Source organism: Dactylosporangium sp. NPDC050588 (assembly GCF_040654975.1).
GTDB classification, from domain to species: Bacteria; Actinomycetota; Actinomycetes; order Mycobacteriales; family Micromonosporaceae; genus Dactylosporangium; species Dactylosporangium maewongense.
In genome coordinates this window covers 11,963-38,272 of record NZ_JBFAJA010000115.1, presented here as the reverse complement: position 1 = coordinate 38,272, position 26,310 = coordinate 11,963, and the positions used below count along the sequence as shown (strand labels likewise).

The following is a 26,310-nucleotide window of genomic DNA, read 5'->3' as shown; positions in this document are numbered from 1 at the left end:
GCCTGCGGCAGCCGGTCGCCGTCCTCGTCGGCCCGGGCACGTTCTCGTCCGGCGAAGCGCTCGCATATCACCTGCAGGCACGGGGCAGGGTTGCCATCGTGGGTGAGACCACGCCCGGCGCCGCCGATCACATCACGCCGATCCGGCTGGCGCCGACAGTTGTGGCGTACCTGCCCGAGGCCTACGTCGTCGACAGCATCACCGGCACCAACTGGGAGGGCGCCGGCGTCGTGCCCGACGTCGTCAACCCGCCCGACACGGTGATCGAGACCGCGGTGGCGGCGCTGCGCTGACCCCGTCGCCGAGATGGACAGGACCAATGCCGCGGTCAAGCCGTGCTGCCCGGCCTTGAAGATGTGGCCGGGCGGATCAGCCGCCGGCCTTCGGGAGCACGAGTTCGGCGAAGACGGCCCGGTGGTCGCTCCCCGCGATGCGATGGATCACGACCTTCCGCACTCCGACGCGCTTGTCGGCGAGGATGTGGTCGAGCGTCACGCTCGGGAAGTACCACCGGTTGTCGTAGGGCCACGACGTGGAGAGCCCGGTACCGGCGGTGTCGGCGGCGTCGTGGTACCCCTTCGCCACCACCCCGCGGAACGCCTCGTGATCGAGGGTCGAGTTGAAGTCGCCCATGAGCACGCTGACCGGCCCGCTCGGGGTCGCGGCCGGCTGCGCCGCGAGGTCGGCGTGCCAACAGGCGTCCGTCACGCGGCCCATCGGGGCACACGGATGCGCCGACTCGACGTACACCTCCGGGGCTCCCGGCACCTGTACTCTGCCGTGCGCCTGCATGAAGCCGCCGGCGAGCTGTCGGTACCCCTTGTCGGTGAGCGGGAAGCGGCTGTAGACGGCCGAGCCGCCCGCGTCGGCCCGCGGGTAGGTGACCGCGTCCGGCAGTGTCTCCTCCAGCCCGGCCGCATGCAGCGCGGCACGCGCTTCGGCGGTGTACTCCTGGACGGCGAGCAGGTCGACGGCGCCGTCGCGGACGAGGCGCACGATCTGGCCGGGGTCGGCCTGGCCGTAGAGCATGTTGACGGTCATCACCCGCAGCGTCGGCCCTGTCTGAGCCCCGGCGTCGGTGTCGGCGATCCACCGCGGCAGGACGCACGCGGCGAATGCGACCACCACCGCCGCGGCCACGACCGCCGGCCAGATCCGCTTCGTCAGCACCGCGAGCGCCAGCGGCACCAACGAGACCACCGCGACGTACGGGGTGAAGGCGAGGAGCTGGATGATCGGGTAGCCGCTCTCCAGACCGAACACCCGCACCGCCGCCCATACCGCGAACGGCGCGACGAGCAGCCACAGCAGCACGGTCAGCCACCGGCGCCGCCGTTGGGTCGCAGCAGACGACGTGCCCGGCAGAAGCGCCTCGGAGCTGATCATCCCGCCAAGGGTACGTGGCCGGCTCTCAGTCCCCTGGGGTGAGGCGGAACACCGGCCAGCCGATCTCGGTGCGCCAGTCGGCCGGCGTCGGGGTGTCGCGGGGGCCGACCACGTAGGTCTCGTCGACCGGTCCGTCGACGGCCAAGGCATGTTCGACCACCCATGATCCCAATCGGCCGTAGGTCACGTCGATGTCGTCGTGCCGGCCGGAGTGCACGGCCACGGCGACGTCGGCCGGTGGCAGCTCGATGAGATCCGCGAGTGGCTGGCCGGCGCGGCGGCCGAGTACACGTACACCACCGAACTCATCTCCGTCACCCGGTTGGGCGAGGACCGCTACGACGTGGTGCAGCATCTGGAAGGCGACTTCCCGGGCGGGGTGGTCGACCTGCACTACCGGTTCACCCTGCGCGGCTCCGCGATCGTCCGGCTGGTGATCGAGCCGTGAGGACGTGGTTCGTCACCGGCGGGACACCGGGCGGCTTCGGTCAGGCGTACGCCGACGCCGCGCTCGAAACGGGAGATCGGGTGGTGCTGACCGCGCGGCGCCCCGAGGAGCTGCGGGAGTGGGCGCGGCCGTATGGCGACCGCGTGCTGGTGCTGCCGCTGGACGTCACCGACGCGGCGCAGGTCTGCGCCGCTGTGGCCGAGGCCGAGCAGCGCATGGGCGGGATCGATGTGCTGGTCAACAATGCCGGGCGCGGATGGTACGGCTCGATCGAGGGCATGGCCGAGGATGCGGTGCGCCGCACGTCCGACCTGAACTTCTTCGCGCTGCTCTCGGTGACCCGTGCGGTGCTGCCCGGCATGCGGGAGCGGCGCCGCGGGTGGATCGTCAACATGTCCTCGGTCGCCGGCGTGCGCATCGCCGCGATGGCCGAGGACCCTCCTCCGCGCCGGCTGGTGCTGGGCAGCGACGCGTATGACGCCGTGACGTCGACGCTGCGCGAAGCGCTGACCGACATCACCTGGTCCGAAGCGGCCTCCTGCGCCGCCGACTTCCCGCCGGGAACGTGAGGCAGGACCTCAGGCACCCTCGCCGGGCGGTCACGTCAGCGGGAGTTGTTTCGGCCCGCCTGCCCTTGAACCGCCTCTGTACGATGCACCGCGCGTTTCAAGATCGCATCGCGTCAACGTACACAAGGCATTCAGGAGCGTTCCACATATGCTGTCCCAGCTGCGGTATCACGCGCGTTCGTTGGCCCTGGCCGGGCGAACCGCGGAGATCTCACCCGACGCCGTCGCGGCCATCGACCGGTTCGCCGCCGTGCGGGGCTTCCCGCTGCCCGCATCGGTGCGGGAGTGGTATTCACTCGCCGCCGGCCAGGAGACGCTGCGCACGTTCAGCAACGAGGACCGCGTGTACGCGGCCCACGAGCTGGGCCGGATGGAGCAGTACTGGGCCGGCGACGAGTCCGACCAGGAACGCGAGTGGGATCTGGTCGCCGAGCGTCAGCTGCTGCCGTTCATGATCGAGAATCAGGGAGTCTGCTTCTGGGCGGTCATGCTCGACGGCAGCGACGACCCGCCCGTGATGATCTCGTTCGACGACCTGGAGCCCACCGACGAGTGGACGATGCTCACGGCTTCGTTCTCGGATCTCGTGTACACCCGGATCTGGGACCATCAGGCGATGTGCGGCGAACGGACGCTCCGGGCGTCGGTCCCGAGCTTCGAACCGGCCGCCTGGGCGGGTCTCGGCACACGGTTGGAGGAGCGGCTCGCGGACAGCAACTTCCATCGGTACCGGTTCGCCGGAAGCGGCGACGACCAGCGGGTCCTGCTGGAGAAGGACGCGTGGGGCCAGAGCGGCCAGTGTTACCTGTGGGCAGCCAGCGACGACCTGCTCGTCGACCTCGTCACCACCGTGCGGGCAGCCAGCGGGCTGGCGACGCAGCTCAGCACGTACTGGGGCAAGGACGCCCTCGACCGCATCGGCCATCGCCTGGAGGCCTGAACCATCTCTCCGACGCACGCGGCACGGCCCGGGGACTGGTGGTGTCGAACCACCGTCCCCGGCCGGCCGCCCAGTCGTAGCTCAGGCGGAGAGCAGGCCGCCATCGAGGATCACGGACTGCCCCGTCAGGTAGGCCGAGCCCGGACCGAGCAGGTACACGATGAGGGCGGCCACCTCCTCCGGATCGCCCTGCCGGCCCAGCGGCACCCGCGCGACGATGCCGTTCAGGGCGGCCTCGGTGTCGGCCTGGGCGTTCCAGTACGGATCGTTGAACGGGGTGTCGATCCACCCCGGGCACACGCTGTTGACGCGAACTCCACGGCCCGCGAGCTCGACCGCCAGTGATCGAGTCAGGCTGATGAGTGCACCCTTGGACGCGGCATAGGCGAACGTGCCGGGGCTGCCGCGGTGGGCCGCGGTCGAGCCCGTGAACACGATGCTTCCGCGGGTGTCCGCCAGCGCCGCCGCGGCCGCCTGAGCCAGCAGGTAGGGCGCCCGAACGTTCACCGCCATGGTCGCTTCCCACGCCTCGAACGCGAAGGTCTCCAGGGGAGCGACGACGTGCAGACCGGCGGTCACGACAACGTGGTCGAGCCGCTCGAATGCCTCCAGGGTGGCGTCCACGGCGGCCTTCGGCGCGTGCCGGTCGGCCAGATCGTGGTGCCCCACGACGATCCGTCCCGGGGCCTCCTGCTCCGCCACCTCCCGGGCCGCCGAGTCATTGACGTCGGCCAGGTAGACGTCGGTGCCGGCGGCGCGCAGGGCCCGGACGGTTGCCCGTCCGATGCCGGTGGCGCCGCCGGCGACCAGCGCGACGGTCACTCGCCCGCCACCGCGTACGCCCGGTAGTTGGCCGATCCCGGCCCGGCCGCACGGTTCTTCACCACGGCGGCCGCGCGGTAGACCGCCGAGCTCGGCGTGGCATCACGGACGACGGCCGGGACGTCACCGCCCTTCGCGTCGCTGCCGGCCAGGGCGTCGAGGATCCGTGCGAGGAACTGGGGCAGGTCGTTGGGCAGCTGCGAGGTGATGAGGTTGCCGTCGACCACGACGGCCTCGTTGCGCCAGTCGCCACCGGCGTGAATGACGTCGTCCTTGATGACGGGGACCGACGTGACGGCCCGCCCCTTCACGATGTCCGCCGTGGCCAGCAGCCATCCCGCGTGGCAGATCGCCGCGACCGGGGCGGCCCGGTCGTTCAGGGCGCGGACGAACTCGACGAAGCGCGGTTCCCGGCGCAGGTACTCGGGCGAGAACCCGCCGGGCACGATCACCGCGTCGAAGTCGTCGGGCGACACGTCCGCGATGCCGACCTCGGCCACCGCCGGGTAGCCCAGCTTGCTGGCGTACACCTCGCCCGCGCGGGAGCCCACGATCGTGACCCGTACACCGGCCTCCCGCAGCCGCAGGACCGGATACCACAGCTCCAGCTCCTGGTACAGGTTCTCGGCCAGGACGGCGACTCGAGCCTTCTGCAGTTCCATTCAGTCCTCCGTCAGACCGCAATCGACAGGATGCGTCGGGGGTTGTGAATCATGATCTGGTCGAGCTGTTCGTCGGTGACGCCCTTGGCCTTCAGGCGCGGCACCCAGCTGGTGAACATGTAGTTGAGGTTGACCTTCTCGTTCTCCAGCTGCGGGTCGGTCTCGGTGACCGTCGCCCGGGGGTTGAAGAACCACCGGTCGAACGACAGAACGATGCGGTCCAGGTAGCCGTCCTCGATGAGCTCGATGAGGGCGTTGGCCATCGCCTCGTCCAGCTCCTCCGCGCTGCCGACGCGCCAGGGAATGCCGATGTGGTCCAGCTGGACGTTCGCGCCCATCTTGAGGACCTCGCGCATCATGTTGACCTGCGGCGGCACGAAGGCGTGGCCGATGATCACCTTGGAGAGGTCCATGCCGACCTCGTCGAGGATCTCGAGCTGCTCGCGTCCCGGGTTCGTGACCTCGAAGTCCATCGGGTCGATGTGGGTGTTGATGCCGCAGCCGGTCGCCATGGCCGCCTTGCCGGCCGCCCGGATCAGGCGGTCCTCCACCTCGTGGACGTGGCGGCCGTACGCGCCCACCGGGCTCGGCTTGGGAAAGACGCTCTCCTGGCCAGTGGCGATCTTGATGGCGCCGGCCTTGTACGGCGTCTGCTGCCAGGCGAACACCATGCCCTCGGTGAGGTCACGCACGAAGAAGTCGGTGAGCTCCTCGACGGTCTGCCGGCGCCAGTAGTACGGCACGCCCATGCGTTCCGGGAAGAATCCGGTGATCGCCACGACGTTGATGCCGGTGCGCTTGGCGACGTCCACCATGAACTGCGGGTGGCGGCCGACCTCGGCAGGGGTCATGTCGATGAGGGTGTTGTAGCCGTTGGGGATCATGCCGGTGACGATTTGATCGCTGACCCGCTCGACGGCGGCGGGGTGGTCGAACACGGTTCGGTGGTCCAGCTCGGCCCCGGGGTAGCCGTAGAGCAGGTGCTCGTGGGTGAGGATGCGGCCCGACTCCTCGGCCGGGACGTCACCGAGCACGGTACGGAAGATCTGCATGACGAACGCTCCTTCGACGTCGGCGAGCGGGGCTCAGCCGGCCAGCTCGGTCCGCAGCCGGGTGAACAGGGAGGGCAGGGCGTCGGCGTCCACCGCGACGCGGTCGGGATCGACGTCGAGGACGAGCTCCCGGACCAGGTGGGCGCCGGAGCCGCTGGCGAAAATGGGCACCTCCGCGGCGCGCAACCGGCGCAGGAGCGCCACCTGCTCGTCGCTGGCCCCCGGGCGGCCGGTCACCGTCCCCGGCACGACCAGTGCGTCCACGTCCTCGGACACGACCTCGTCCGGGACCGTGTCCCCGAGGATCGGGTAGCCCAGATGGCTCTCACACGGGCCGTCCCCCGGACCGACGACCTTGACCTCAGCCCCCTCCTCCCGGGCCCGCAGGACCGGGTACCAGAACTCGAGCTCCTGGTAGCCGTCGAAGGCGAAGACGACGATCGAACGGTTGGACAACGTCATGGGGATTGACCTGGCCTCTCAAGAGAACTGGTCTAGTACATGAACCAGTTGCAGTTTGCCACACGATGGATCGGCTGGGAAGTTCGTCAGGAGCCGGGCTGAGCCGCTACAAAGCCGCGGTGAGCCTGTCGAGTGCGTGCGACGCCGCCCCGAGCAGTGCCGCGTCCTCGTCGTCGCGCACGTGGTGCAGCTCCGTGCGGGCCCAGCGCGGTCGGGTGCGGTCCCAGTGGGTCCGCACCGCCCGGCCGAACCACGTGTCCGGGGCCAGGGGTGCCCCGGCAAGGACGATGCGCTGCGGATCGTGCGTCGCGACGATCGTGCGCAGGCCGGCGGACAGGGCGAACGCGGACCGGTCGAGCACGCCGACCGCCTGGCCGTCGCCGTTCTCGGCGGCGTCCTGCAGGTCTCCGGCGTGCAGGGCGCGCCCGCTGTGTGCGCGCGCGGCGAGCAGGGGACTCAACCCGTCCTCCGCGAGCTCGTTCGCCGCTACGGCCAGGACCCGTCCGGAGACCAGCGCCTCGAGGCAGCCGGTGCCGCCGCAGGGGCAGCGGGGGCCGTACACGTCGACCACCACATGGCCGAAGTCGCCGGCGCCGCCGAGCCCGGAGTCCAGCGAGCCGTCCCTGATCACCGCGCCGCCGATGCCGGTGCCCATGGTCAGGACGGCGGTCGTGCCGTGCGGCCAGCGCGCCGCCACACCCAGCGCGGTGGCCTGCGCGTCGTTGAGCAGATAGGTGGGCAGCGGCAGGTGCGGGCGCAGCGCCGCCGCAACGTCGGTCCCGTCGGTGAAACCGAGGTTGACGGCGGTGCCGACGATGCCTTCCTGCACCACGCCCGCGAGTCCCACACCCACCGCCGCCGGAGGCTGGGCCAGGTTCGCGGTCGTGTGCAGGACCATCTCGGCGACGGTGACGTACTGCTCGGCCAGGCTCGCCGGCTTGGCGCGGCGGTCCTTGCGCACGATCCGGCCGCCGGACACGGCGGCCGCCCGGATCCAGGTCCCACCCCAGTCGACGGCGGCCACGATGGTGTCGTGACCGCCGCCGACCGCGATGTCAGGCAACGCAGCCCGGCCGGTACTCGCCAGCTACCGAGAAGAGGCACGTGGCGGGCTCGTGGCTCATGTTGTAGAACGAGTGCGGTGTGCCGGCCGGGATCCGCACACCGTCCCAGGCGTCCAGCTCGACCCACTTCTTCGTGCCGGTCAGCTCGACGTGCAGGTTGCCCGACTCCACGAAGATCACCTTGTCGGCGCCGTGGCTGTACACGTCGCTGCGCTGGCCGCCCAGGAACGACATCTTCCCGCCGGTGAGGTGCTCGGTGCTGGCCAGGATGCCCACGAGGATCTCGCGGCCCCGCGTGGTGCCCTCCATGCGCCAGAGGATGTCGGCCTCCCGGATCATCCAGGTGGTCCGCTCGCGCGGAAGGTCGCGGGCCATCGGCCAGTTGCCGAGCAGCTCGTCCTGCCCCTGCTTCGGCGGGCCGTCGAGCGGCGGCTGGGCGCGCGCGTAGGCGCCGCCCGTTCCGGCCTTGGGGGCGGGCTGGAAGAACTCGAGCATCCGCAGCTGCGTGTTGCTGTGGTTCCACTGGTAGTGCCAGGTGTCCTTGCGGAAGAAGATGGCCTCGCCGGGGTTGACCACGAAGACCTCGCCGGTGACCGGGTTGCTCTGGACCATGCGCCCTTCGAGCACGTAGAAGAGCTCGTCGGCGCCGAACACCGTGGGGTGCTCCGGCGAGGAGATCGCGGAACCGTTCGGCGGCATGCCGACGATGTTGAGGTTCATCGTTGCATCGTCGGCGTAGAACCAGTCGCACAGCCGTCCGGTGGTCTCGTCGCCCCACGTGCGCCGCTCGAGGTCCCGATATCGAAGGACCTGCGGCTCGCGGATGCTCTCGTCTGTCATGTCGCCCTCTCGTGGCCAACTGGTCTGTATAGTAGACCAGTCTGGAAGGATCGGGTCGTGCGTGTCAAGGGCGTTAGGATGCAGCGCACACCGACGAACCGAGGAGTGGCAGCCGTGGCGAAGGCACTCGACCTCAAGGTCTCCCCAGCTCGGGTGGAGGGCCGCAACAACGCGGTCGAGGCTTACCGCGCCCTCCAGGAAGCGCTGACCGTGGGGCAGTTTCCGGCCGGCAGCCGGCTGCCCGGCGAGCGCACCCTGGCCGCCGAGCTCGGGGTCAGCCGGGCCACGCTGCGGCAGGTGCTCAGCGCCCTGGCCGATGCCGGGCGGATCCTGCCGTCGCCGCAGCGCGGCTGGTTCGTCGGCGAGAACCGGCTCGTGCACGAGCCCAACCGGCTGCGCGGGCTCAGCGAGGTCGCGCGCGAGCGCGGCATGGAGGCGACGTCCCGGGTCGTGCGGGCCACGGTCCGCCCGGCCACCCTGGCCGAGGCTGAGGTCCTGGGCATCGACGCCTCCCAGCCGGTGGTCGACCTGCGCCGGGTCAGGTTCCTGGACGGTTCGCCGCTCAGCGTCGACCACTCGTGCCTCGATGCCGCCCGGGTGCCCGGCATCGAGGACGTCGACTTCACCGGCCAGTCGCTCTACGACGTGCTGCGCGACCGGTATGACATCGCGGCCAGCCGGTGCGACTACGAGCTCGCGGCGGAGGCGGTCAAGGCGCGGGAGGCCAAGGTGCTCGGCCTCGAGCCCGGCGATCCGGTGCTGGTCGGCTACCAGAAGACCTTCGACCAGCACGATCAGTGCTTCGACGTGGGCCGCCAGCTGTACCGCGGGGACTCCTACCGCTTCCAGGCGTCGCTGTTCCGCTTCTAACCCTTCATCGCGCCCGATGCCATTCCCTGCATCAGCCGCTTCTGCACGACGAGGAAGAAGATCACCACGGGGATCGTGAAGATCACGCTCGCCGCCATCACTCCGCCCCAGTCGGTGTAGTAGCTGGAGAAGTACTGCTGCAGGGCGACCGGGAGCGTTTCGATCGCGGGCCGCTGCATGTACGTCGCCGAGAACATGAGCTCGTTCCACGACGTGATGAACGCGTAGACGGAGCTCGCCGCCAGCCCGGGCCAGGCCAGCGGGAACACGATCGACCAGACGGCGCGTAGCCGGCTCGCCCCGTCGACCAGAGCGGCCTCTTCCAGCTCGTACGGGATCTCCACGACGAACGAGCGCAGCATGAACGTGCACAGGCCCACGGTCAGCGCCAGGTGGCTCAGGGTCAGCCCCTGGAACGTGTTGAGCAGGCCGGCGTTGCGGAACAGCGTGAACAGTGGGATGACGAGGATGGTCTGCGGCAGCAACTGCGTGACGAGGATGACGACCGTGAGGATGTGCCGGGTCCGCAGCCGGTAGCGGGCCAGGGCGTAGCCCGCCAGCAGGGCGATCAGGCCGGTCAGCACCGTCGTCGCCACGGCGACGATGAGGGAGTTGCGGAACTGGGTGGGGATGTTGCCGTCGAGCAGGTGCGTGTACCGCTCCACCGTCGGCGACGTGACGATGAACCGCGGGGTGCGGGTGAACAGCTCGCTGTCGGGCTTGACCGACGTGACCAGCATCCAGAAGAACGGGAACAGGCTGCTCACCACGATCACGGCAACGAGCAGGAACAGCGCACCACGGCGCAACAGCGACGTCATCGAACGTCCTCTCGGTTCAGCCGGACGTACAGCACGCTCACCGCGGCCAGCATGAGGAACAGGACCACGGCCATGGCCGCGGCGGAGCCCTGGTCGAGCTGGGCGAACGCCTCGAGCCAGGTCAGCAGGGACAACACCTCGGTCGAGTGGTCCGGGCCGCCGGGCGGTGTGGTCATCACCAGGAAGTGGTCGAAGGACTGATACGCCCAGATGGTCGAGATCGTGGTCATCACGACCAGCAGGGGACGGATCATCGGCAGCCGGATCCGTCGCAGGATCTGCCAGGCGCTGGCGCCGTCGACCCGGGCCGCCTCCACCACTTCACCGTGGGTGCCGCGCAGCCCGGCGAACAGGGAGACCGCCACGAAGGGGACCGAGTGCCAGACGACGGCGACCGTGATGGCCACCATGGCCGGTGTACCCGTGCTGAACCAGGAGTAGCCGTTGAAGGAGTCGAGGCCGAACCAGTTGACCAGCAGCCAGTTGACCACGCCGTACTGGTCGTCGAACAGCCACTTCCAGACGATGCCCGACGCGACCCGCGGCATGGCCCAGGGGAGCAGCACGATGACGCTGAGCACCCTGGCCGCGCGGGGTGCGGAGTCAAGGACCAGGGCGATGGCCAGGCTCAGCAGGATCGTGGTGACGACCACCGCGGCCGCGAACAGAGTCGTGCGCAGCAGCGCGGCGGTGTAGTTCGGGTCGGCGAAGATGTCGCGGTAGTTCTGCAGCCCGACGAACGGTCCGCTCTGCAGGTACTCGCCGTCGAAGAACGACAGCCAGATCGTGCGCGCCACGGGGTATCCGACCACGCCGACGATCACCGCGAGCAGCGGCGCCAGGAAGGCCCACGGCAGGAATCGTTTCTCGAAGCTCTGCTGCCGGTGCGGCAAGCGCGGCGCGCGCAGCGCCCTCGGGATGGCCGAGGACGCCGCGCGACGGATCGTGGTCTTCACATTCTCAACCAATTGCCTGGTTCACCTGGTCCGCGAGTTCCTTCATGGCGACGTCGGCCGTCTTCTTGCCGCTCATGATCGATTGCATGGCGTTCACGATGGAGTTGGCCCCCTCGACCTTGCCCCAAGTGGCCACCGGCGGAATGGAACGGGTGTGGTCGGCCTGCTCGGCGTACGCCTTGAACAGTGGGGCGGAGAACGACCCGGTGGCCTTCTCCTGGGCCAGCGCGTCGTTCGTCGCGGGGAGCAGGCCCAGGTTCGAGGTGACCGGCACGAGGTTCTCCTTGGTCATCATGAACTTCACGAAGTCGTTCGCCACCGCCTTGTTGTTGCACTCGCGGAACACGGCGAGGTTGCTGCCGCCGGCGAACGTGTCGTTGTTCCCACCCGGGCCCTTGGGCAGGACGGCTGTGGCCAGCTTGCCTTCCAGACCGGGGCTCTGCTTGAGAATGGTCCGCAGGTCCCACGATCCGCCGACCATCATCGCCGTCTGGCCCAGGCCCATGGACTTGTCGACGTCGGCCGCGGTCCAGGCCGAGGCGCCGGCGGGCGACAGGCGATCCTTGGTCAGCAGGTCGGAGTAGAACTGGAACGCCTGGACGGACTGCGGCGAGCCGGCCTCGGAGACCCACTTGTCGCCGCTCTGCTTGGCGATCTCCCCGCCCCAGTTCCAGATCAGCGGCAGGTAGTACCAGTGCGCGCCGCCGATGATGCCGAACCCGTTGACGCCCTGGTTCTTCGCCTGAATGGCGAGGGCATCCTCGCGCAGCTCCTGCCAGGTGGCGGGGGCCGCGGTCTTGCCGATCGCCTCGAGCATGTCCTTGCGGTAGATGAGGGCGCGGACACCGGTGTCGTAGGGAACGGCGTACGACTTGCCCTTGAAGATGGTCGACTCGATCATGCCGGGCACGTAGGTGCCCTGCAGCGTCTTGGGGTCGTTGGCGTAGACCTCGAGGGCGTTGAGTGCCGCGAATTCGGGGGTCCAGGTGTTGCCGATGAGTGCGACACAGGGGACGCTGCCGCCGGCGATCGAGGTCAGGTACGTCTGGTGTGCGTCCTTACCGAGGAACCGGAGGTTCACCTTGGTCCCCGGGTGTGCGGCGGCGTAGTCGTCCGCCAGCTTCTGCATGATTGGCTGCTGGGCGTCCCCGATGGGGTCGCCCATCCAGAAGTCGATGCTTCCCTTGATCTCGCCCGAGCTGTTTGCGCCCGAGTCGCTTGCTCCACCACAGGCCGCGAGGGCCAGAGCCCCCGCCAGCCCGATGGCCACGGCGACACGGCCGCGCCATAAGTTCCTTGCACGCATCGCTGCTCTCCTCTGCTCGGGACCGAAGACCTGCTAAGCGCGGGGTACGCGGTGCCTCCGGACCTGTCAACCTGCCCGGCTGTCTGACAGCCGGATAAGTTGTCCCTCAGGGTGCACCGTGGTGAGGTGGATCGCAAGGGCCTCCGCTCGGTTCGTTACGAAGTTTCCTTGCGCCCGGGGCCCACGGTTTGGTACACACGCGGGAGTGATCAGTTTCGGATCACCGCTGGTCAGAGCGGTGTCGGATGGCCGCAAGGCGGCCCGGAAGGATGAACATGTAGTAACACGACTCAGTATCTTGACCTTGTGCTAGCAGGTCAAGAATGGTTTGGTCGTAGGCATGTTCCTGCGATTCACCTCGCGGACCAACGCCGACGGCGCGGTGGTGCGCTATGTCGCCCTGGCCCACAACCGGCGGGTGGACGGGCAGATCAAGCCGGACATATTGATGAATCTGGGCCGGGAGGACCAGGTTGATGTGGCCGGGCTGCAGCGGCTGGCCGCCTCGATCGGCAGGCACTTCGGCGGCGACGATCCGGCCGGTGCCGCGCCGGCGGGTGCGGCCGCCAGGGCCGCGTCGCTGGAGGTCGTCGATGTCCGGACCGTCGGAGCCGTCTGGCTGCTCGACGCGCTGTGGCACCGCCTCGACGTGGGCGCGGCGGTGCGTGCGGCCACCGGTGCGCGGCGGTTCACCGCCAACCTGGAACGGGTGCTGTTCGCGCTGGTCGCCCACCGGGCGGTGGCCCCGATGGGCGGGCTGACGGCCGCGGAATGGGTGCGCGAGGAGGCCGCCGTGCCGGGAATATCCACAATGGACGATGAACACGTCCGCCGGGCGATGGATCTGCTCGATGACGCGGACACGCAGGCACGGGTGCAGGAGTCGCTGCTCCTCGCCGTGACCGACCGGCTCGACCCGTTGTTCTTCGACACCATGAAGTTCGCCTGCGACGACGGGGAGCGGATCGTCATCGGCCTGGCCACGACCAAGGAAGGCATCCCGGTCCGCTGCTGGTGCTGGCCGGGTGGCGACGGTGCCGGCTCCGTCCCGGCCGAGGTCCGCGACGACCTGCTGGACCGGCATCCGGGCCGGGTCATCACCGTGGTCGAGCGCGGCTTCTCAGGCGCGGACGACCTGGCCGGCCTGGGCCGCGCCGGCGATCACTACATGGCCGCGATGCGTATGTGCGAGGGCAACCGCCTCGTCGAGGCGGTGTTGTCCCGCTCGGGCCGCTACCGGCACGTCCGCGACGATCTGCGCGTCCGGGAGGTCCGCATCGACGGTCAGGACGCCCGGTTCGTCGTCTGCCACGACCCGGATCAGGCGCAGCGCGACCGCCGGCAGCGCGACGAGGCAATCGTCCGCATCCAAGCCGAACTGGCCCGGATCGCCGACCTGTACGCCCGAGACGAAGCCGGCCGTGTGCGGGCCGAGTGCGCGCTCCGCGACCACCCCGTCCTCGGCCGCTGGCTGATCCGGCGGCCCGACGGATACCTGAAGGTGGACCTGGCGAAGGTCAAGGCCGAGGCCAGGCTCGACGGCAAGTACCTCATCGCCACCTCCGACCCGCACGTCAGCGCCGAAGACGTCGCCTTGGGCCACAAGAACCTCCTGGAAGCTCGTGACCTCAAGGCGCGGCTGCTGCCCGGAGCGGCCGCCCACCGCTCGGGACAGCGCATCCGCGCGCACGTGCTGATCTGGTGGCTGGCCCTGCTGCTGACCCGCGTCGCCGAGCAGTCCTGCGGTCAGACCTGGCGGATCATCAACCGGCAGCTCGGGCGGGTGGCCCAGGTGACGCTCTCCGGTCCGGCCGGCACCGTCACGCAGACCACGCCGCTGAGCCCCGAGCAGGCGGCCATCTACCGGGCGCTGACCATCCAGCCGCCGGCCCGGGTCACCGCGCCCGCCCCCGGTCGCCGACGAGCTCGCGGGCATTCTCGCTGAGCACGGCCGAGCGATGCGTGTCGCCGAGATACTCGCGCAAGAGGTTGAAGCGCTCGGCCACCTCGTCGAGCGACGAGAACGGGAAGTCCGTTCCCAGCACGACCCGCGAGTCGTCGACGAAGGACAGCAGCGCGCCGAGGTCGGCGGCGGTGTGGGACAGGGCGGTGTCATAGCGAAACGCCGCCAGCGCGCGCAGGACGCCCTGCCCGGCGACGGCCGCGAGCTCCGGCATGCCTTCGGCCAGCACCATGCGCGGAGCGACGACCGGCATCGCGCCGCCGCAGTGCGAGAAGACCCACCGGATCCGCGGAAATCGGCGCGGCACATCGGTGAGGAGCAGGTTCGTGATGAGGCGCGTCGAGTCGAAGAGATACTCCAGGACCGACGGCCGGATGGGGATCTCGCCCTCGGGCCACCACGCGGGCAGCACCGGGTGCACGTGGATGAAGGCACCGCGGTCGTTCAGGGTCTCCAGCAGGCCGTCGAATTTGGGATGGCCGACGTACGACCCGGCGTAGCTGGTGAGCAGGCCGACGCCGACGAACTCCGGCCGGTCGAACACCCGCTCGATCTCGGTGAGCGCGGCATCGACCGAGGGCAGCGGCAGGCAGGCGACCGCCGCGAACCGCCCGTCGCCGTCGCGGACCACCTCGGTGAGCTCGTCGTTGGTGTCCCGGCACAGGGCCGTGGTGAAGGTCTGATCGCCGAAGTAGAACCCGGGCGAGGCGACGGACAGCACGGCCAGGTCGATGCCCAGCCGATCCATCATCCGGACCGAGTCCGCCGGCTCCCACACCGGAAACGGTGCGCCCGGCTGAGCCTGGATGCCCAGCGCCGTCAACCGGCTGACATAGGACGCCAATGGCGCGTGGTGGTGAAAGTCGACGATGGTCATGACACCAGCTCTCGGACGGCACGGATGGTTCGCAAGAGGTCTTCGGGCCCGCCCGCCTCGTGGCCGTTGAACTGCCACACGGTCATCTCCTTGGGCCCGGCGTAGGCATTGTATGCAGCGAAAACGGTGGAAGGCGGGCTCACGACGTCATGCAGGGCGACGCAGAACCGGCCGGGACAGGTGGCTCGCCGGGCGAAGGACACGGCGTCGAAATAGGCGAGGGTCTCGAAGGCGCGCTCCACCGAACCGCGGTGGGCGGCCAGCCATTTGACGATCTCCCCATGGGGACTGTGGTCCGTCGCCTCGACCGCGCGCCGGAAGGCGGACAGGAACGGCACGTGCGGCATCGCCAGGCGGACATCGTCTCGCAGGCCGGCCGCCACGAGCGCCATGGCACCCCCCTGGCTGCGTCCCGTCACCGCGATCCGGTCGCGCGCCACGGCCTCGTGGGTCGTCACGGCATCGACGAACCGGTACGCGTCGGTGAACAGGCGGCGGTAGTAGTACCGCTCGGGATCGAGGATGTCCCGGGTCATGAACCCCGGCGCGGACGGGCCCGCCCCGTGCGGGTCCGCGGTGTGGCCGGCCCGCAGGGCGCTGCCCTGGCCGCGGGAGTCCATGACGGCGTGCGCGAAGCCGGCACTGGCGTAGGCGAGCGACTCGACCGGGTGCCCGCGTCCGCTGCCGTAGCCCAGGTACTCCACCACGAGCGGCAGGGGGCCGGTTCGCTCGTGCGGCAGCAGCAGCCACCCTCGTACGTCGTCCCCGGCGTATCCGCCGAAGGTGACGTCGTACACGTCAACGGTCCGGACCAGGGCGTCCACCGGCTCGAACCGCGGATTGAGGGGATGAGCGCCCTGTTCGCGCAGGGTCCGGCTCCAGAAGGCGTCGAAGTCCCCGGGCTCGGGGTGCGGGTACTCGTACCGCACCAGTTGATCGAGGGGGAGGTCCACCCGCATCGCACGACTCCTGTCCGACAGTCCGACAGGAGTCTAAGCAACCGCGACCCCGGCGGGGAAGGGACAACCTGTCATGCAACCTGATAGCCTGCCAGGCGAGTGAAGCCAGGAGCTACAGGTGGAGGAACGGGCATGGCGCGGACAGTCGCCTCCGGGTACGACGTCATTGCCGTCGCGGGCGACCCGGAAGAGCGGGGATACCAGTACGGCCTCGCTGCGAAGACCCGGATCGAGCACGCGTTGCGGACCTACGCCGGCGTGTTCCGGCACTACGCATCGTGGGACTGGGACGCCGTGCGGCGACATGGACTCCGGTTCGCCGGTCCTATCGAGGACTTCTCGCCGGCGTCCGCGCGGGAGATCCGGGCGATCGCCCGCGGGGCCGGCGTCGAGGTGGCCGACATCCTGGCCCTGAACACCCGCAGCGAGATCATGTTCGCCGCTCCCGGGCGGGCCCGGGCGGTGGCATCCACCGAGTGCACGTCATTCGCGCTGACCCCCGAGCGCACGACCTCCGGTGCCGCGCTGATGGGGCAGAACTGGGACTGGATCGAGGGGGCCCGGGAAACCGCGATCGTGCTCCAGGTGCGCCGGGACGACGGCCCGGACTTCGTCACGGTGGTCGAGGCCGGGATGCTGGCGAAGGTCGGGATCAACTCCAGCGGGGTCGGCCTGTGCACCAACACCCTCATCTCGGACGGCGACGAGGGCCGGTTCGGCGTTCCGTACCACGTGCTGCTGCGATCGGTGCTCGACAGTGACACTGGTGCGGAGGCCGCCCAGCGGATTCAATCCACATCACGGGCAAACTCCGCAAACTATCTCATCGCGGACGCGAGCGGGTTCTGCGCGGACATAGAGACCGGACCGGGCGACGGCCCGTGCGGCGTGATCACTCCCGTCGACGGTGCGGTCACGCACGCCAACCACTTCCTGGTCGACGGTCTCACGGGGGTGGACCGCTATCTCGAGCGCAAGGCGCACACGCGCAACCGGCTGCACCACCTGACCGCGCGCGTGCAGCAACACGACACGCACACGATCGAGAGCCTGCAGCAGGCGCTGGCCGACCACGCGGACGCACCGCACAGCGTGTGCCAGCACCCGGACGCGGCCCAGCCCATGGCCGAGCGCACCTGCACCATCGCGGGGATCGTGATGGACCTGTCGGCTCGCTCGCTGGTGTACGCCGCCGGCAGCCCGTGCGAATCGACCTGGTCAGCGCCGGTGCGCTTCGATGCCTAAGTCTGACCGGCCGGCTGCCCGACAGGCTGTTAACCTGGCAGCCGTGAAGGTGATCCCTGTCGCGCAGCGCACCGCGGCGGAACACGTGCGTTCGCAACTCGTCGAACTCATCGAGTCGGGTGAGTTCGCGGTGGGTCAGCGGCTGCCCTCCGAGGCCGAGCTGTCCAAGTCGTTCGCGGTCAGCCGTTCGGTGATCCGTGAGGCACTGCACAGCGTGAACGCGCTCGGTCTCACCCGTTCGTACGCCGGCAAGGGGACCTTCGTCGACGCGCAGTTCGCGCCGTCACAACTGCTGACCGGCAAGTATCTCCCTCGCGACCTGCACGAGGTCCGCCGGACGCTGGAGGTGCCCTTGGCCGCCCTCGCGGCCGAGCGCCGTTCGCGGACCGACCTCAAGACGATGACCGAGCTGCTCGTGCGGTTCCGTGAGGAGCAGGACCCCTCCATCCGAGTTGGCATCGACGCCGACTTCCACGTGGCCATCGCCACCGCGACCGCCAACCCGCTGTTCCCCAGGCTGGTCTCGGAGCTCCGCTCGGTCCTGCAGGAGCAGGCCATCGCCGCGGCCGCCGTGCCGGGCCGGGCGACCCAGGCGGCCGACGAGCACGACGCCATCCTCGCCGCCATCTCGAAGCGCGACGCCGACGCGGCGGCCAATGCGATGAAGCTGCACCTGGCCGCCGTCGAGGACACCGTGACCAAGCCCGCACGCCGGAAGTAGCAGCGCAGTCGGGCACCTCTGCCCGACCGGCCGTTCGTAGGCCGGGCGGGCGGTTGATGCCGATCATGTCCGGTTGGGGCAGATCGCCGGCAACCTCGCGGCGGCCCTACGGAGCATGTTCGGCGTGCTGCCCCCGTCCGCGAAGCAGACGCACCAGCAGGTGCAGCGCGGTCTTGTCGCCACGGTCGGCGCGTCTGCGGAGTTCGCCGGCGTTGCCCTCTTCGAACAGGAACCGATCCAGCCGGCGCCGGGCGTGCACATCGTTGTCGGCCCGATCGGCCAACTCGGTCAGCAGGCCGGCCTTCGCCAGAAGATCCATGTGCCAGAGGTGGGCGTTGTGCCGGTGATGGTCCGGGCTGTACGGCTCGGCATACTCGCTGACAAGTTCGATCGCCGTAGCCCAGTCGCCGCACGCTTCGGCCGCCTCCGCCGCCGCGTGATCGAACCATCTCCCCACCTCACCAGTGTCGCACCGGCCCCGTACCGCCCACTGTCGGTGGAGGGCTCTTCGCGACCGTCGGTGCGGCGCTCGCTGGCTGGTCGACGCCATAATCTTCGGGCTCGCCAGCTACGCGCCCCCGGCTACCGAATCCATGACTGGGCCGTCGTGCTTGCCGGCACCGCGTTCGTCGCAGACCATGCGCGTTGGACGAGGCTGGCTATCCTGGCCGGATGGTGGACGATTCGTCTCGGTTCAGCGACGTCACGTGCTCTCTCTGCGGCCGCCACAATCGGCACGTCCGGGTCGTAGCCACCAAGGCAGGACCGATCATCTGCCAGGTGTGCGTCGCGAAGTGCGCCGAGATCTTTGATCAGGAGGTCGGGCTGACACCGCCGCAGGGTGGTTGGTCCCAACGCTGGCCGTTGAAGAGCTGAACAGAGGGTCGCTGTACGGCTTGGTGGCCTACCCAGCCGGCCAGCCGGTCACCCATTCAGATCTGCCGCCGTCCGAGGTTCCGCCGGCCGCGAAACCGCGGAGACGCAGTCGTGGCATGTGGATGCTGGGGTCGTGGTCAGGCGCAAGGCGTCGGTAGAGCGGACAGTTCGGTCGCCGGACGGCCAAGAGTTCCTGCTGACCGCTGGTCCATCGGGCGTGGTGCGATGGGATGCGGCGTCCGGCTCCTCCGGCGGGAGCGGTTGGGACTTGCTGCTGCTGCCGGTGTTGTACGCCGGCAACCAGATCGTCCATCGACTCGTCTTCCGCGGCGGCTGGGTGGTACGCCTCCGCAGCGACGCGGAGACACTGGTAACGGTGCGATGCCGTTCCGACGTGGCGGCGAGCGAACATGCCGTACGACTCGCTCAGCTAGTCGAGGCGCACGGCGCACCGGCCGCTCATCGTGATCACCCCGCTGGCGGGGAAGCGGGCCGATGACCAGATGTTGCCGTGCAGTCCGTTACCGTGGGCTGGTGCGCGTGGAAGTTGTCTTGCGAGCGGCCGCGGTCCAGGACGCCGCAGACGGCCGGATCGACCGTTTCGCGGACCAGCGTGCGTAGCGCTGCACGGCGGCAGGTGGTCGACGGGTTGGCGGACCGGATTCTCGCGCTGCGGCTGGAGCACCCGACGCGGGTGGGCATCGACGGTCACTCCGCTGCCGGTAAGACGACGCTGGCCGACGAGGTGGCCGCCGCCCTGCGAGGGAAGACGGCGCGGCCCGTGCTCCGGGTCGGGGCCGACCACTTCAAGCGGCATGTCGACCTGCGCACGCGGTATCCGGCCGGCTCGCCGGAGAGCTACTACTTCGAGATGTACGACGTCGACGCCATCCGCGACGCGTTGCTGGTGCCGCTCGGCCCCGGCGGCGACCGCCGCTACCGCACCCAGATCATGGATATCAGCGGTCGCACGCCCGTCGACTCCGGCGTCCAGGTGGCCTCGGACGACGCGATCCTCGTCGTGGACGGCGGTTTCCTGCAGAAGCCGGCCCTGGCACGGCACTGGGACCTGCGCGTCTACCTCCACATCGACGTAGCGGATGTACTGTCCCGCGGCACGGCCCGGGACCAGGCGTGGATGGACTCGGCGGAGGCCGCCGCCGAGCGGTACCGCACCTACTACATCCCCGGCGAGGAGCTGTACCTGGCCGAGATCCGCCCCGCCGAACAGGCCGACATCGTCATCGACAACCGGAACTTTGAACACCCCCGCATCGTGCCGAGGAGCGGGACCGGGCAGGGGTGAACTGAACCGTCAGCGGCCGGTGGTGCCGTCGAGGTGTTCGCGGAGGATGTCGGCGTGGCCGGCGTGGCGGGCGGTCTCCTCGATGAGGTGGACCAGGATCCAGCGCAGGGACGGGCCGCCGGCGCGTAGCGGCTTGGTGAGGTCGTCGCGTGACTCGATGAGTTCGTTGGCGCGGGTGATGGTCTGCCGGTAGTCGGTGAGGATGCTCTCGACGGTGTCCCTGGTGGTGGGCTGCATGGTGCGGCGGAGGCTGGTGATGCGGTCGCCGAAGAAGTAATACCGCTCCACGTGCGCCAGGTGCTTGGCGAGGCCGAGCAGGTTGGTGCCGGAGGGGACGCCCGCGGTGCGGACGTGTGGCTCGGGGGCGTCCGAGACCTTGGCCGTGATCGCGTCGCGGAGGTAGTTGAGGAAGCCGAGCAGGACGGGCTTCTCGTCGGGGGCGGTTTGCGGGGGACCGGTGTCGTTTCGGGGCACGGGCCCAGCATTGCCGCCAGTGTTGCGTCACGGCGAAGGAACGTGCGGATCCGCAACAGGCAGCGCCGCGTAGCCGGCGAGGAGGATGTCGACGGCCTCGGTGAAGCGGTGGTCGAAGTCCAGGCCGGCGCGGGTGGTGATGACCTCCAGGAGGTTCGGGAACTCGGCCGGGTCGAGGTCGCCGGCGTGCTCGTCGAGGTTGGGGTCGGAGTCCTCGTGGCCGGGGGTGCGGCCGGCCTCGGCGAGGGTGTGCCCGATGGTGAACGTGGCCACGACGTTCACGACGTCCATGGCGCGGCCGAGGGGCAGGCCGGCGGCGCGCATCGCGGCCAGCCAGCGTTCCGACATGCGCAGCGCGTCGGGGGAGTTCACGGGGCGGGTCGCGGCGAGGGGGAGCACGCCGGGGTGGGCGAGCAGCGCGGCCCGCAGCGAGTGCGCGAAGGACCGCATCCACGGCACCCAGTCGTCGAAGTCCACGGACAGTCCGGCGAAGGCGTGCTCCATCACCCGGTCGACCAGGCCGTCGAGCAGCGCGTCCTTGTTCGGTACGTGCCGGTAGAGCGACATCGCCTCCACGCCGAGGTGCGCGCCCAGCTTGCGCATCGACAGCGCCGGCAGGCCGTGGGTGTCGACGTAGTCCAGCGCGGCGTCGAGGACCCGCTCCCGGCTCAGCCCGGCCTTCGGCACACGTGCTCCCTTGACGATGTTTACGGCGTAAGCAAAACTACCAGACGACGGGATGCTTACACCGTAAACATGGAGGCTGACGTGCTCGTCCTCGCCCTGGTCCTGATCCTTGCCGTGGTCGGCTACTTCCTGGTGACGACGCTGGTCGACCTGTACCCGTTCAACAACGTGCGCGACGCGAAGCGCGAGGAGCAGCGCACCGAGGTCGCGATCAACGCCCCGGTGATGGCGCTGCCCGCGGTGCTGCTCGGGCTCGGGAAGGCGCTGCACCTGCCGGTCCTCGGCTATGCCGCCGGCACGCTCGCCGCGCTCTCCGTGGCCGGCGGCCTGATCCTGTGGTGGATGCCGTACCTCGCCGGCCGCACCGCACCGTGGGCGACCGCCGGCGCCGGCGTCACCTGGGCGGAGCTGCACGCCCGCACGTACGCCCGTACGGTCACCGTCCTGCCCCGCATCGGCGACCGGCCCCGGCCCAACCTGGAGCACATGATCCTGCACACCCTGATGCTCGCCGCGGCCGTCTGTACCTTTGCGGCGGTGTGAAAACCCGGGTATGCAAGGTGCATGGACCCCGAGGAAGTGGCCCGCCGCTGCGCGCGGACCGTGTGGGACGGTGACGAGGCGAGCCGCGCGCTCGGCATGCGGCTCGGCGACGTCTCGCCCGGCCGGGCGACGATCGCGATGCGCGTCCGCGACGACATGGCCAACGGCCACGGCATCTGTCACGGCGGGCTCATCGCGAGCCTCGCCGACAGCGCGTTCGCGATCGCCTGCAACACCTACGACGAGGTGACCGTGGCCGCCGGCTTCGACGTCACGTTCGTCGCGCCCGCGAAGCCCGGCGACGATCTGACCGCCGTCGCGCAGGAGCGGGTCCGGCAGGGGCGCAGCGGCCTATACGACGTCACCGTGCGCACCGCCGACGGGTCGGTCATCGCCGAGTTCCGCGGCCGCAGCAGAGCCCTCGGCCGCCGCATCCTGGAAGGGCAGGAACGAGCGTGAGAGACCTGAGCCCGCGCCCCGGCGACCTGGAGCCGATCGAGACCGCGTCCGTCGACGAGCTGCGCGCCCTGCAGCTCAAGCGGCTCCAGTGGACGCTGCGGCACGCGTACGACAACGTGCCCCTCTACAAGCGCAAGTTCGACGAGGCCGGCGTACACCCGGACGACTGCCGCTCGCTCGAGGACCTGGCGCGGTACCCGTACACGACGAAACAGGACCTCAGGGACAGCTATCCCTTCGGGATGTTCGCGGTCCCCAGGGAGCGCATCGCCCGTATCCACGCATCCAGTGGCACCACCGGACAGCCCACCGTCGTCGGCTACACGCAGGCCGACGTCGACATGTGGTCCGACGTGATGGCCCGCTCGATCCGCGCGGCCGGCGGGCGCCCCGGCCACCGGGTGCACGTCGCGTACGGCTACGGCCTGTTCACCGGCGGGCTCGGCGCGCACTACGGCGCGGAGCGGCTCGGCTGCGCCGTCATCCCGGTGTCCGGCGGCATGACCGAGCGGCAGGTGCGGCTCATCGTCGACTTCGAGCCCGACATCATCATGGTCACCCCGTCCTACATGCTGACGATCCTCGACGAGCTCGACCGGCAGGGCGTGGACCCGAAGCGGCTGAGCCTGCAGGTCGGCATCTTCGGCGCGGAGCCGTGGACCGAGGACATGCGCCGCGAGGTCGAGGAGCGGCTCGACATGCACGCCGTGGACATCTACGGGCTGTCGGAGGTGATCGGGCCCGGGGTCGCGCAGGAGTGCGTGGAGACGAAGGACGGCCTGCACGTCTGGGAGGACCACTTCTACCCCGAGATCGTCGACCCCGTGTTCGATCACGTGCTGCCCGACGGTGAGCGCGGCGAGCTGGTCTTCACGTCGCTGACGAAGGAGGCGCTGCCGATCATCCGATACCGCACCCGCGACCTGAGCCGCCTGCTGCCCGGCACCGCCCGCACGATGCGCCGGATGGAGAAGGTCACCGGCCGCTCCGACGACATGATGATCCTGCGCGGCGTCAACGTGTTCCCGACCCAGATCGAAGAGCTGATCCTGCGGGTGCCGGGCCTCGCCCCGCACTACATCTGCGTCATCGACCGGCCCGGCCGCCTCGACGAGCTGACCGTCCGCGTGGAGGCCCGCACCGAGCCCGTCGACGACTCCCTCGCGGGCCGGCTCGCCGCACTGGTGAAGCACAACGTCGGCGTCACGGTGCGGGTGCAGGTGCTGCCGCCCGGCGGGCTGGAGCGCTCGGTCGGCAAGGCGAAGCGCATCCTCGACAACCGCCCGCGGTGAACTACGTCCTGATGCACAGCCCGCTGCTCGGGCCCGCGTCGTGGGCGCCGGTGGCGGCGCTGCTCGACGCGGCGGTGCCGGCGTTGCACGAGATCCCCCCGTCCGGTCAGGCCATCGTGGAGCGGGTCGTCGCCTCGGCCGGGGAAGGCCCGGTGATCCTCGTGGCGCACAGCAACGCCGGCTACTTCATGCCGGCCGTGGTCGGTGCGATGCCGCAACAGGTCGCGGCGTGCGTGTTCGTGGACGCGTCGCTGCCCGCCCGCACCGGCCCCACCACGGGCATCGTCGCGCCCGGCGCGCTGGACCGGCTGCGGGACAGGGTCGTCGACGGCCTGCTCCCACCGTGGACGACGTGGTGGCCCGGCGCCGACTTCGCCGAGCTCGTCCCGGACCCGCTGATCAGGCGCGCGGTCGAGGCCGAGCAGCCGCGGATTCCGCTCTGGTACTACGAGCAGCGGCTTCCCGTCCCGGCCGGCTGGGACGCGGTGCCGTGCGGGTATCTCCGGTTCTCCGCGCACTACGCGCCGGCCGCGGCGCAGGCCGAGGACCGCGGCTGGCTCGTCGAGCACCTCCCGGGCGGGCACCTGCACCAGCTCGTCGACCCGCGAGCGGTCGCCGACCGCCTCACCGCCATGGGATCCGCGCTGAGCGGCGGGGGCTGACCGCCGGCCCGGGTGCGCATTCGTCGTTCCGGTCCTGCGCGGCCACCTCCCGCAGCACGTCGCCCATGAACCGGTACGTGACCTCCTTGCCGGTGGCGAGGGAGCTGAACCCGGTGCGTTGCCCCGCCCGGTCAACACCGCCGGCGCCACCCCGTCGGCGTTGAGCTCCGGGTAGGACGCGTGCCCCGGCACGTCGATCTCGTCGACGTCAGCGCGACCGCCCCGCCGGTCCCTGCGACGACCCCGGGTATTCGCCGGTGATGTCGTGCACCTTCTGCTGCCAGGTGTTCGGTGCCGAGCTGGGCCCGTCCTGCTGGCCGGACAGGATGTTGCGGCCGGTGATGCTCTGCAGGTAGGTGACGACGTCGGCGACGGTGGCGGTGCCACTGGGCGTCGGCGCCGCCGCGGCGGGCACGGCCGAGGCCGCCGCCCAGACGACGACGGCCGACACCGCGAGCGCGGCAAGTCGCATAAGGGGGTTCCTTCCGCTGGCGGTCGGTGCGAACTGAACCGAGTAAGTCGGCTAAAACGGGTTAAGTCAACCGGCTACAGTTGCGCGTGATCGAGCGACGGATCTTCGGGCTGACCCGCACGCTGCGGGCCGCCGCGCCGGGTGACGTGCAACGGATCCTGATGTCGGCGGACCCTGGCGACGACCCCTCGTACACCTGGCGCGACGACGAACGAAGGGTCGCGGTGGTCGTGTCGGTCATCGACGCCGACCACTGCCAGGTCGCGCTGCTGGACGGCGGGCGATGGCACGACCTGGTCGACTCCGACGATCCCACCCTGGCGTGGGTGTCGCTGACCGGGACGCCGGGGGTGGTGCCGCTCGCGTCGATCCTGCCGTGCCGGTTCGCGGTCGACGCCCTGGAGACGGTCACCATCGGCGCCGGGTTCGACCACCTGCGCGCCACCCGCCGCTGGCGGCCCGCGCCGGCCTGGGTCGGCGACCGGCGCGGGTACCTGCTGCGGGACCTCGTCGAGGTGCTGTGGGACGCGGCCGGTTCACTGCCCGTCGATGAGCCGCCGGCCGCCGCCGGACCGGTCGGGCTGCGGCACCTGGCGCTGCTGCGGCGGCTGCACGACCGCGCCGTCGGCGGTGGTCTGGGCGCGGTGCTGGCCGACCTCCCGCCGGACCGGCTCTGTGCCGCCGCGGACCACCTGGGCATGCCCGAGCTGCGGGCGGTGCTGCGTGACGCCGACGACGACGCCTACGAGCGGCTCGTCTCGCCGGACGGGGACGACGCAGGAGCGATCCGGGCGGCGGTGCAGCGCAAGCTCGACGCCGCGCCCTGGGAGTTCGGGGTCACGGACGTGCCGGGGCGGGCCATCACCGAGTTCCTGGCCGATCCTGGGCGGGTCCGGTAGCAGATCGGCCGGTTCAGCCCGTGATCACGCGCAGGAAGGCGTCGGCGATGACGGCGTGGCCGGGCAGGCCCGGGTGGACACGGTCGTCGGCCCACAGGTCCGGCGGCGACACCTCGAGGACGGCGTCGAACGCGCGCTGCGTCGCCACGTGCGGCGCCCCGAACTCCTCCGCGAGCCCCGCCACCACCGCGGCGTAGCGGTCGCTCTCGGCGCGCTGCGGCTCCGTGCGGTCGGGTTCGATGAGGTACGGGTCGGCGAGCAGCAACCGGCAGCCGGTGGCGTCGACCGCGCTCCGCAGCAGGGTGCGCAGGGTCGCCTCGTACTCCTCCAGCGGCACCGCCTCGTGCGGCCGCCCGGCGAACGCCCGCCACACGTCGTTGATGCCGATCATCACGACCAGCCAGTCGGGCCGCTGGCCGATCGCGTCGCGGTCCCAGCGTGCGGCGAGATCCCGGACCGTGTTGCCGCTGACCCCACGGTTGACCCAGGTCAGCGGGGTGCCGGGGAAGCGGGCCGTGACGAGCGCCCGCACCAGGCTCATGTACCCGTCACCGTAGGGCGCCCGCACGTCCCGCCGCCCGCAGTCGGTGATGCTGTCGCCGATGAACACGATGCGCTGCCCAGCCTCGAACATCATCGCGCCATGATCTCATCCGCCCCGCACGATGTGTGCGACC

General features: G+C 70.3%; 33 protein-coding genes. 15 read left to right on the top strand and 18 right to left on the bottom strand.

Annotated elements, in window-relative coordinates; genetic code table 11:
- Positions 1 to 293 (top strand): S41 family peptidase (locus tag AB0I21_RS50660; protein ID WP_360572180.1); only part of this gene is annotated, 293 nt, incomplete at its 5' end.
- Between the two features lie 76 nt (positions 294 to 369).
- On the opposite strand, the gene AB0I21_RS50655 is transcribed toward AB0I21_RS50660, so the two are convergent.
- Both AB0I21_RS50655 and AB0I21_RS50650 read right to left on the bottom strand, forming a co-directional pair.
- On the bottom strand, positions 370 to 1,386 hold the full coding sequence (locus AB0I21_RS50655; protein ID WP_360572178.1) for an endonuclease/exonuclease/phosphatase family protein: 1,017 nt from the start codon (positions 1,384 to 1,386) through the stop codon (positions 370 to 372).
- 25 nt (positions 1,387 to 1,411) lie between these two features.
- Positions 1,412 to 1,630 carry a GyrI-like domain-containing protein gene (locus AB0I21_RS50650; RefSeq protein ID WP_360572182.1) on the bottom strand — a complete coding sequence of 73 codons (219 nt, stop codon included), beginning with the start codon at positions 1,628 to 1,630 and terminating at the stop codon, positions 1,412 to 1,414.
- On the opposite strand from AB0I21_RS50650, the gene AB0I21_RS50645 reads away from it, so the two are divergent.
- From AB0I21_RS50645 to AB0I21_RS50635, 3 genes are all read left to right on the top strand, one after another.
- A complete protein-coding gene (locus AB0I21_RS50645) occupies positions 1,586 to 1,834 on the top strand; it encodes a hypothetical protein (protein ID WP_360572184.1) in 249 nt (82 codons plus the stop codon). The genes AB0I21_RS50650 and AB0I21_RS50645 overlap by 45 nt on opposite strands.
- On the top strand, positions 1,831 to 2,403 hold the full coding sequence (locus AB0I21_RS50640) for an SDR family NAD(P)-dependent oxidoreductase (protein ID WP_360572176.1): 573 nt from the start codon (positions 1,831 to 1,833) through the stop codon (positions 2,401 to 2,403). Before AB0I21_RS50645 ends, AB0I21_RS50640 begins: the two co-directional genes overlap by 4 nt.
- Before the next feature lie 148 nt (positions 2,404 to 2,551).
- Positions 2,552 to 3,343, top strand: a complete 792-nt coding sequence (locus tag AB0I21_RS50635) for an SMI1/KNR4 family protein (RefSeq protein ID WP_360572174.1) — start codon at positions 2,552 to 2,554, stop codon at positions 3,341 to 3,343.
- Positions 3,344 to 3,424: 81 nt separating this feature from the next.
- On the opposite strand, the gene AB0I21_RS50630 is transcribed toward AB0I21_RS50635, so the two are convergent.
- The 6 genes from AB0I21_RS50630 to AB0I21_RS50605 all read right to left on the bottom strand — a co-directional run bounded on the left by AB0I21_RS50630 (position 3,425) and on the right by AB0I21_RS50605 (position 8,245).
- Positions 3,425 to 4,165, bottom strand: a complete 741-nt coding sequence (locus tag AB0I21_RS50630) for an SDR family oxidoreductase (protein ID WP_360572172.1) — start codon at positions 4,163 to 4,165, stop codon at positions 3,425 to 3,427.
- A complete protein-coding gene (locus tag AB0I21_RS50625; protein WP_344509833.1) occupies positions 4,162 to 4,827 on the bottom strand; it encodes a type 1 glutamine amidotransferase domain-containing protein in 666 nt (221 codons plus the stop codon). Before AB0I21_RS50625 ends, AB0I21_RS50630 begins: the two co-directional genes overlap by 4 nt.
- A gap of 11 nt (positions 4,828 to 4,838) precedes the next feature.
- A complete protein-coding gene (locus AB0I21_RS50620; protein ID WP_360572170.1) occupies positions 4,839 to 5,879 on the bottom strand; it encodes a hypothetical protein in 1,041 nt (346 codons plus the stop codon).
- 33 nt (positions 5,880 to 5,912) lie between these two features.
- Entirely contained in the window at positions 5,913 to 6,341 is a 429-nt protein-coding gene (locus AB0I21_RS50615) for a DJ-1/PfpI family protein (protein ID WP_360572168.1), read from the bottom strand.
- A gap of 106 nt (positions 6,342 to 6,447) precedes the next feature.
- Positions 6,448 to 7,404 carry an ROK family protein gene (locus AB0I21_RS50610; protein ID WP_360572166.1) on the bottom strand — a complete coding sequence of 319 codons (957 nt, stop codon included), beginning with the start codon at positions 7,402 to 7,404 and terminating at the stop codon, positions 6,448 to 6,450.
- A complete protein-coding gene (locus tag AB0I21_RS50605) occupies positions 7,397 to 8,245 on the bottom strand; it encodes a cupin domain-containing protein (RefSeq protein ID WP_360572164.1) in 849 nt (282 codons plus the stop codon). Before AB0I21_RS50605 ends, AB0I21_RS50610 begins: the two co-directional genes overlap by 8 nt.
- 114 nt (positions 8,246 to 8,359) lie before the next feature.
- Here AB0I21_RS50605 and AB0I21_RS50600 point away from each other — a divergent pair, with 114 nt between their 5' ends.
- Entirely contained in the window at positions 8,360 to 9,115 is a 756-nt protein-coding gene (locus AB0I21_RS50600) for a GntR family transcriptional regulator (protein WP_360572162.1), read from the top strand.
- On the opposite strand, the gene AB0I21_RS50595 is transcribed toward AB0I21_RS50600, so the two are convergent.
- Genes AB0I21_RS50595 through AB0I21_RS50585 form a run of 3 tightly spaced genes read right to left on the bottom strand, consistent with a single transcriptional unit; the run spans position 9,112 to position 12,162 of the window.
- A complete protein-coding gene (locus AB0I21_RS50595; RefSeq protein ID WP_360572160.1) occupies positions 9,112 to 9,936 on the bottom strand; it encodes a carbohydrate ABC transporter permease in 825 nt (274 codons plus the stop codon). The genes AB0I21_RS50600 and AB0I21_RS50595 overlap by 4 nt on opposite strands.
- Positions 9,933 to 10,892 carry a sugar ABC transporter permease gene (locus tag AB0I21_RS50590; RefSeq protein ID WP_360572158.1) on the bottom strand — a complete coding sequence of 320 codons (960 nt, stop codon included), beginning with the start codon at positions 10,890 to 10,892 and terminating at the stop codon, positions 9,933 to 9,935. The genes AB0I21_RS50595 and AB0I21_RS50590 overlap by 4 nt, the downstream gene beginning before the upstream one ends.
- Before the next feature lie 4 nt (positions 10,893 to 10,896).
- A complete protein-coding gene (locus AB0I21_RS50585; protein WP_360572156.1) occupies positions 10,897 to 12,162 on the bottom strand; it encodes an extracellular solute-binding protein in 1,266 nt (421 codons plus the stop codon).
- Between the two features lie 376 nt (positions 12,163 to 12,538).
- Here AB0I21_RS50585 and AB0I21_RS50580 point away from each other — a divergent pair, with 376 nt between their 5' ends.
- Positions 12,539 to 14,143: a hypothetical protein gene (locus tag AB0I21_RS50580; protein ID WP_360572154.1), complete on the top strand. Its 1,605-nt coding sequence runs from the start codon at positions 12,539 to 12,541 to the stop codon at positions 14,141 to 14,143.
- Here AB0I21_RS50580 and AB0I21_RS50575 read toward each other — a convergent pair.
- Complete coding sequence (locus AB0I21_RS50575) at positions 14,094 to 15,038, bottom strand: amidohydrolase family protein (protein WP_360572152.1); 945 nt, start codon at positions 15,036 to 15,038, stop codon at positions 14,094 to 14,096. The two genes, AB0I21_RS50580 and AB0I21_RS50575, sit on opposite strands and share 50 nt — an antisense overlap.
- Entirely contained in the window at positions 15,035 to 15,997 is a 963-nt protein-coding gene (locus AB0I21_RS50570) for an acetylxylan esterase (RefSeq protein WP_360572150.1), read from the bottom strand. The genes AB0I21_RS50575 and AB0I21_RS50570 overlap by 4 nt, the downstream gene beginning before the upstream one ends.
- A 132-nt stretch (positions 15,998 to 16,129) precedes the next feature.
- Here AB0I21_RS50570 and AB0I21_RS50565 point away from each other — a divergent pair, with 132 nt between their 5' ends.
- Both AB0I21_RS50565 and AB0I21_RS50560 read left to right on the top strand, forming a co-directional pair.
- The gene (locus AB0I21_RS50565) at positions 16,130 to 17,242 is read left to right on the top strand and encodes a C45 family peptidase (RefSeq protein WP_360572148.1); all 1,113 of its coding nucleotides are present in this window, start codon (positions 16,130 to 16,132) and stop codon (positions 17,240 to 17,242) included.
- 43 nt (positions 17,243 to 17,285) lie between these two features.
- Entirely contained in the window at positions 17,286 to 17,963 is a 678-nt protein-coding gene (locus tag AB0I21_RS50560; RefSeq protein ID WP_360572146.1) for a FadR/GntR family transcriptional regulator, read from the top strand.
- A gap of 106 nt (positions 17,964 to 18,069) precedes the next feature.
- Here the strand turns inward: AB0I21_RS50560 and AB0I21_RS50555 are convergent, their stop codons facing one another.
- Complete coding sequence (locus AB0I21_RS50555) at positions 18,070 to 18,420, bottom strand: hypothetical protein (RefSeq protein ID WP_360572144.1); 351 nt, start codon at positions 18,418 to 18,420, stop codon at positions 18,070 to 18,072.
- Positions 18,421 to 18,635: 215 nt separating this feature from the next.
- On the opposite strand from AB0I21_RS50555, the gene AB0I21_RS50550 reads away from it, so the two are divergent.
- Together AB0I21_RS50550 and AB0I21_RS50545 are read left to right on the top strand one after the other, a co-directional pair.
- On the top strand, positions 18,636 to 18,839 hold the full coding sequence (locus AB0I21_RS50550) for a ClpX C4-type zinc finger protein (RefSeq protein ID WP_360572142.1): 204 nt from the start codon (positions 18,636 to 18,638) through the stop codon (positions 18,837 to 18,839).
- A gap of 613 nt (positions 18,840 to 19,452) precedes the next feature.
- Positions 19,453 to 20,145, top strand: a complete 693-nt coding sequence (locus tag AB0I21_RS50545; protein WP_360572140.1) for a uridylate kinase — start codon at positions 19,453 to 19,455, stop codon at positions 20,143 to 20,145.
- A gap of 9 nt (positions 20,146 to 20,154) precedes the next feature.
- On the opposite strand, the gene AB0I21_RS50540 is transcribed toward AB0I21_RS50545, so the two are convergent.
- Entirely contained in the window at positions 20,155 to 20,619 is a 465-nt protein-coding gene (locus AB0I21_RS50540) for a DinB family protein (protein ID WP_360572138.1), read from the bottom strand.
- Between the two features lie 27 nt (positions 20,620 to 20,646).
- Entirely contained in the window at positions 20,647 to 21,306 is a 660-nt protein-coding gene (locus AB0I21_RS50535; RefSeq protein WP_360572136.1) for a TetR/AcrR family transcriptional regulator C-terminal domain-containing protein, read from the bottom strand.
- 69 nt (positions 21,307 to 21,375) lie between these two features.
- On the opposite strand from AB0I21_RS50535, the gene AB0I21_RS50530 reads away from it, so the two are divergent.
- Genes AB0I21_RS50530 through AB0I21_RS50515 form a run of 4 tightly spaced genes read left to right on the top strand, consistent with a single transcriptional unit; the run spans position 21,376 to position 24,262 of the window.
- A complete protein-coding gene (locus tag AB0I21_RS50530; RefSeq protein WP_360572134.1) occupies positions 21,376 to 21,849 on the top strand; it encodes a hypothetical protein in 474 nt (157 codons plus the stop codon).
- Positions 21,850 to 21,870: 21 nt separating this feature from the next.
- A complete protein-coding gene (gene paaI, locus AB0I21_RS50525; RefSeq protein ID WP_344509882.1) occupies positions 21,871 to 22,308 on the top strand; it encodes a hydroxyphenylacetyl-CoA thioesterase PaaI in 438 nt (145 codons plus the stop codon).
- Entirely contained in the window at positions 22,305 to 23,600 is a 1,296-nt protein-coding gene (paaK, locus tag AB0I21_RS50520; RefSeq protein ID WP_360572132.1) for a phenylacetate--CoA ligase PaaK, read from the top strand. The genes paaI and paaK overlap by 4 nt, the downstream gene beginning before the upstream one ends.
- Entirely contained in the window at positions 23,597 to 24,262 is a 666-nt protein-coding gene (locus tag AB0I21_RS50515; RefSeq protein WP_360572131.1) for an alpha/beta hydrolase, read from the top strand. The genes paaK and AB0I21_RS50515 overlap by 4 nt, the downstream gene beginning before the upstream one ends.
- 208 nt (positions 24,263 to 24,470) lie before the next feature.
- Here AB0I21_RS50515 and AB0I21_RS50510 read toward each other — a convergent pair whose 3' ends face one another.
- Positions 24,471 to 24,734, bottom strand: a complete 264-nt coding sequence (locus AB0I21_RS50510; protein WP_360572129.1) for a hypothetical protein — start codon at positions 24,732 to 24,734, stop codon at positions 24,471 to 24,473.
- Positions 24,735 to 24,820: 86 nt separating this feature from the next.
- Here AB0I21_RS50510 and AB0I21_RS50505 point away from each other — a divergent pair, with 86 nt between their 5' ends.
- A complete protein-coding gene (locus tag AB0I21_RS50505; RefSeq protein WP_360572127.1) occupies positions 24,821 to 25,633 on the top strand; it encodes a hypothetical protein in 813 nt (270 codons plus the stop codon).
- 13 nt (positions 25,634 to 25,646) lie between these two features.
- Here the strand turns inward: AB0I21_RS50505 and AB0I21_RS50500 are convergent, their stop codons facing one another.
- A complete protein-coding gene (locus tag AB0I21_RS50500) occupies positions 25,647 to 26,270 on the bottom strand; it encodes an SGNH/GDSL hydrolase family protein (RefSeq protein ID WP_360572125.1) in 624 nt (207 codons plus the stop codon).
- Positions 26,271 to 26,310 lie beyond the last annotated feature (40 nt).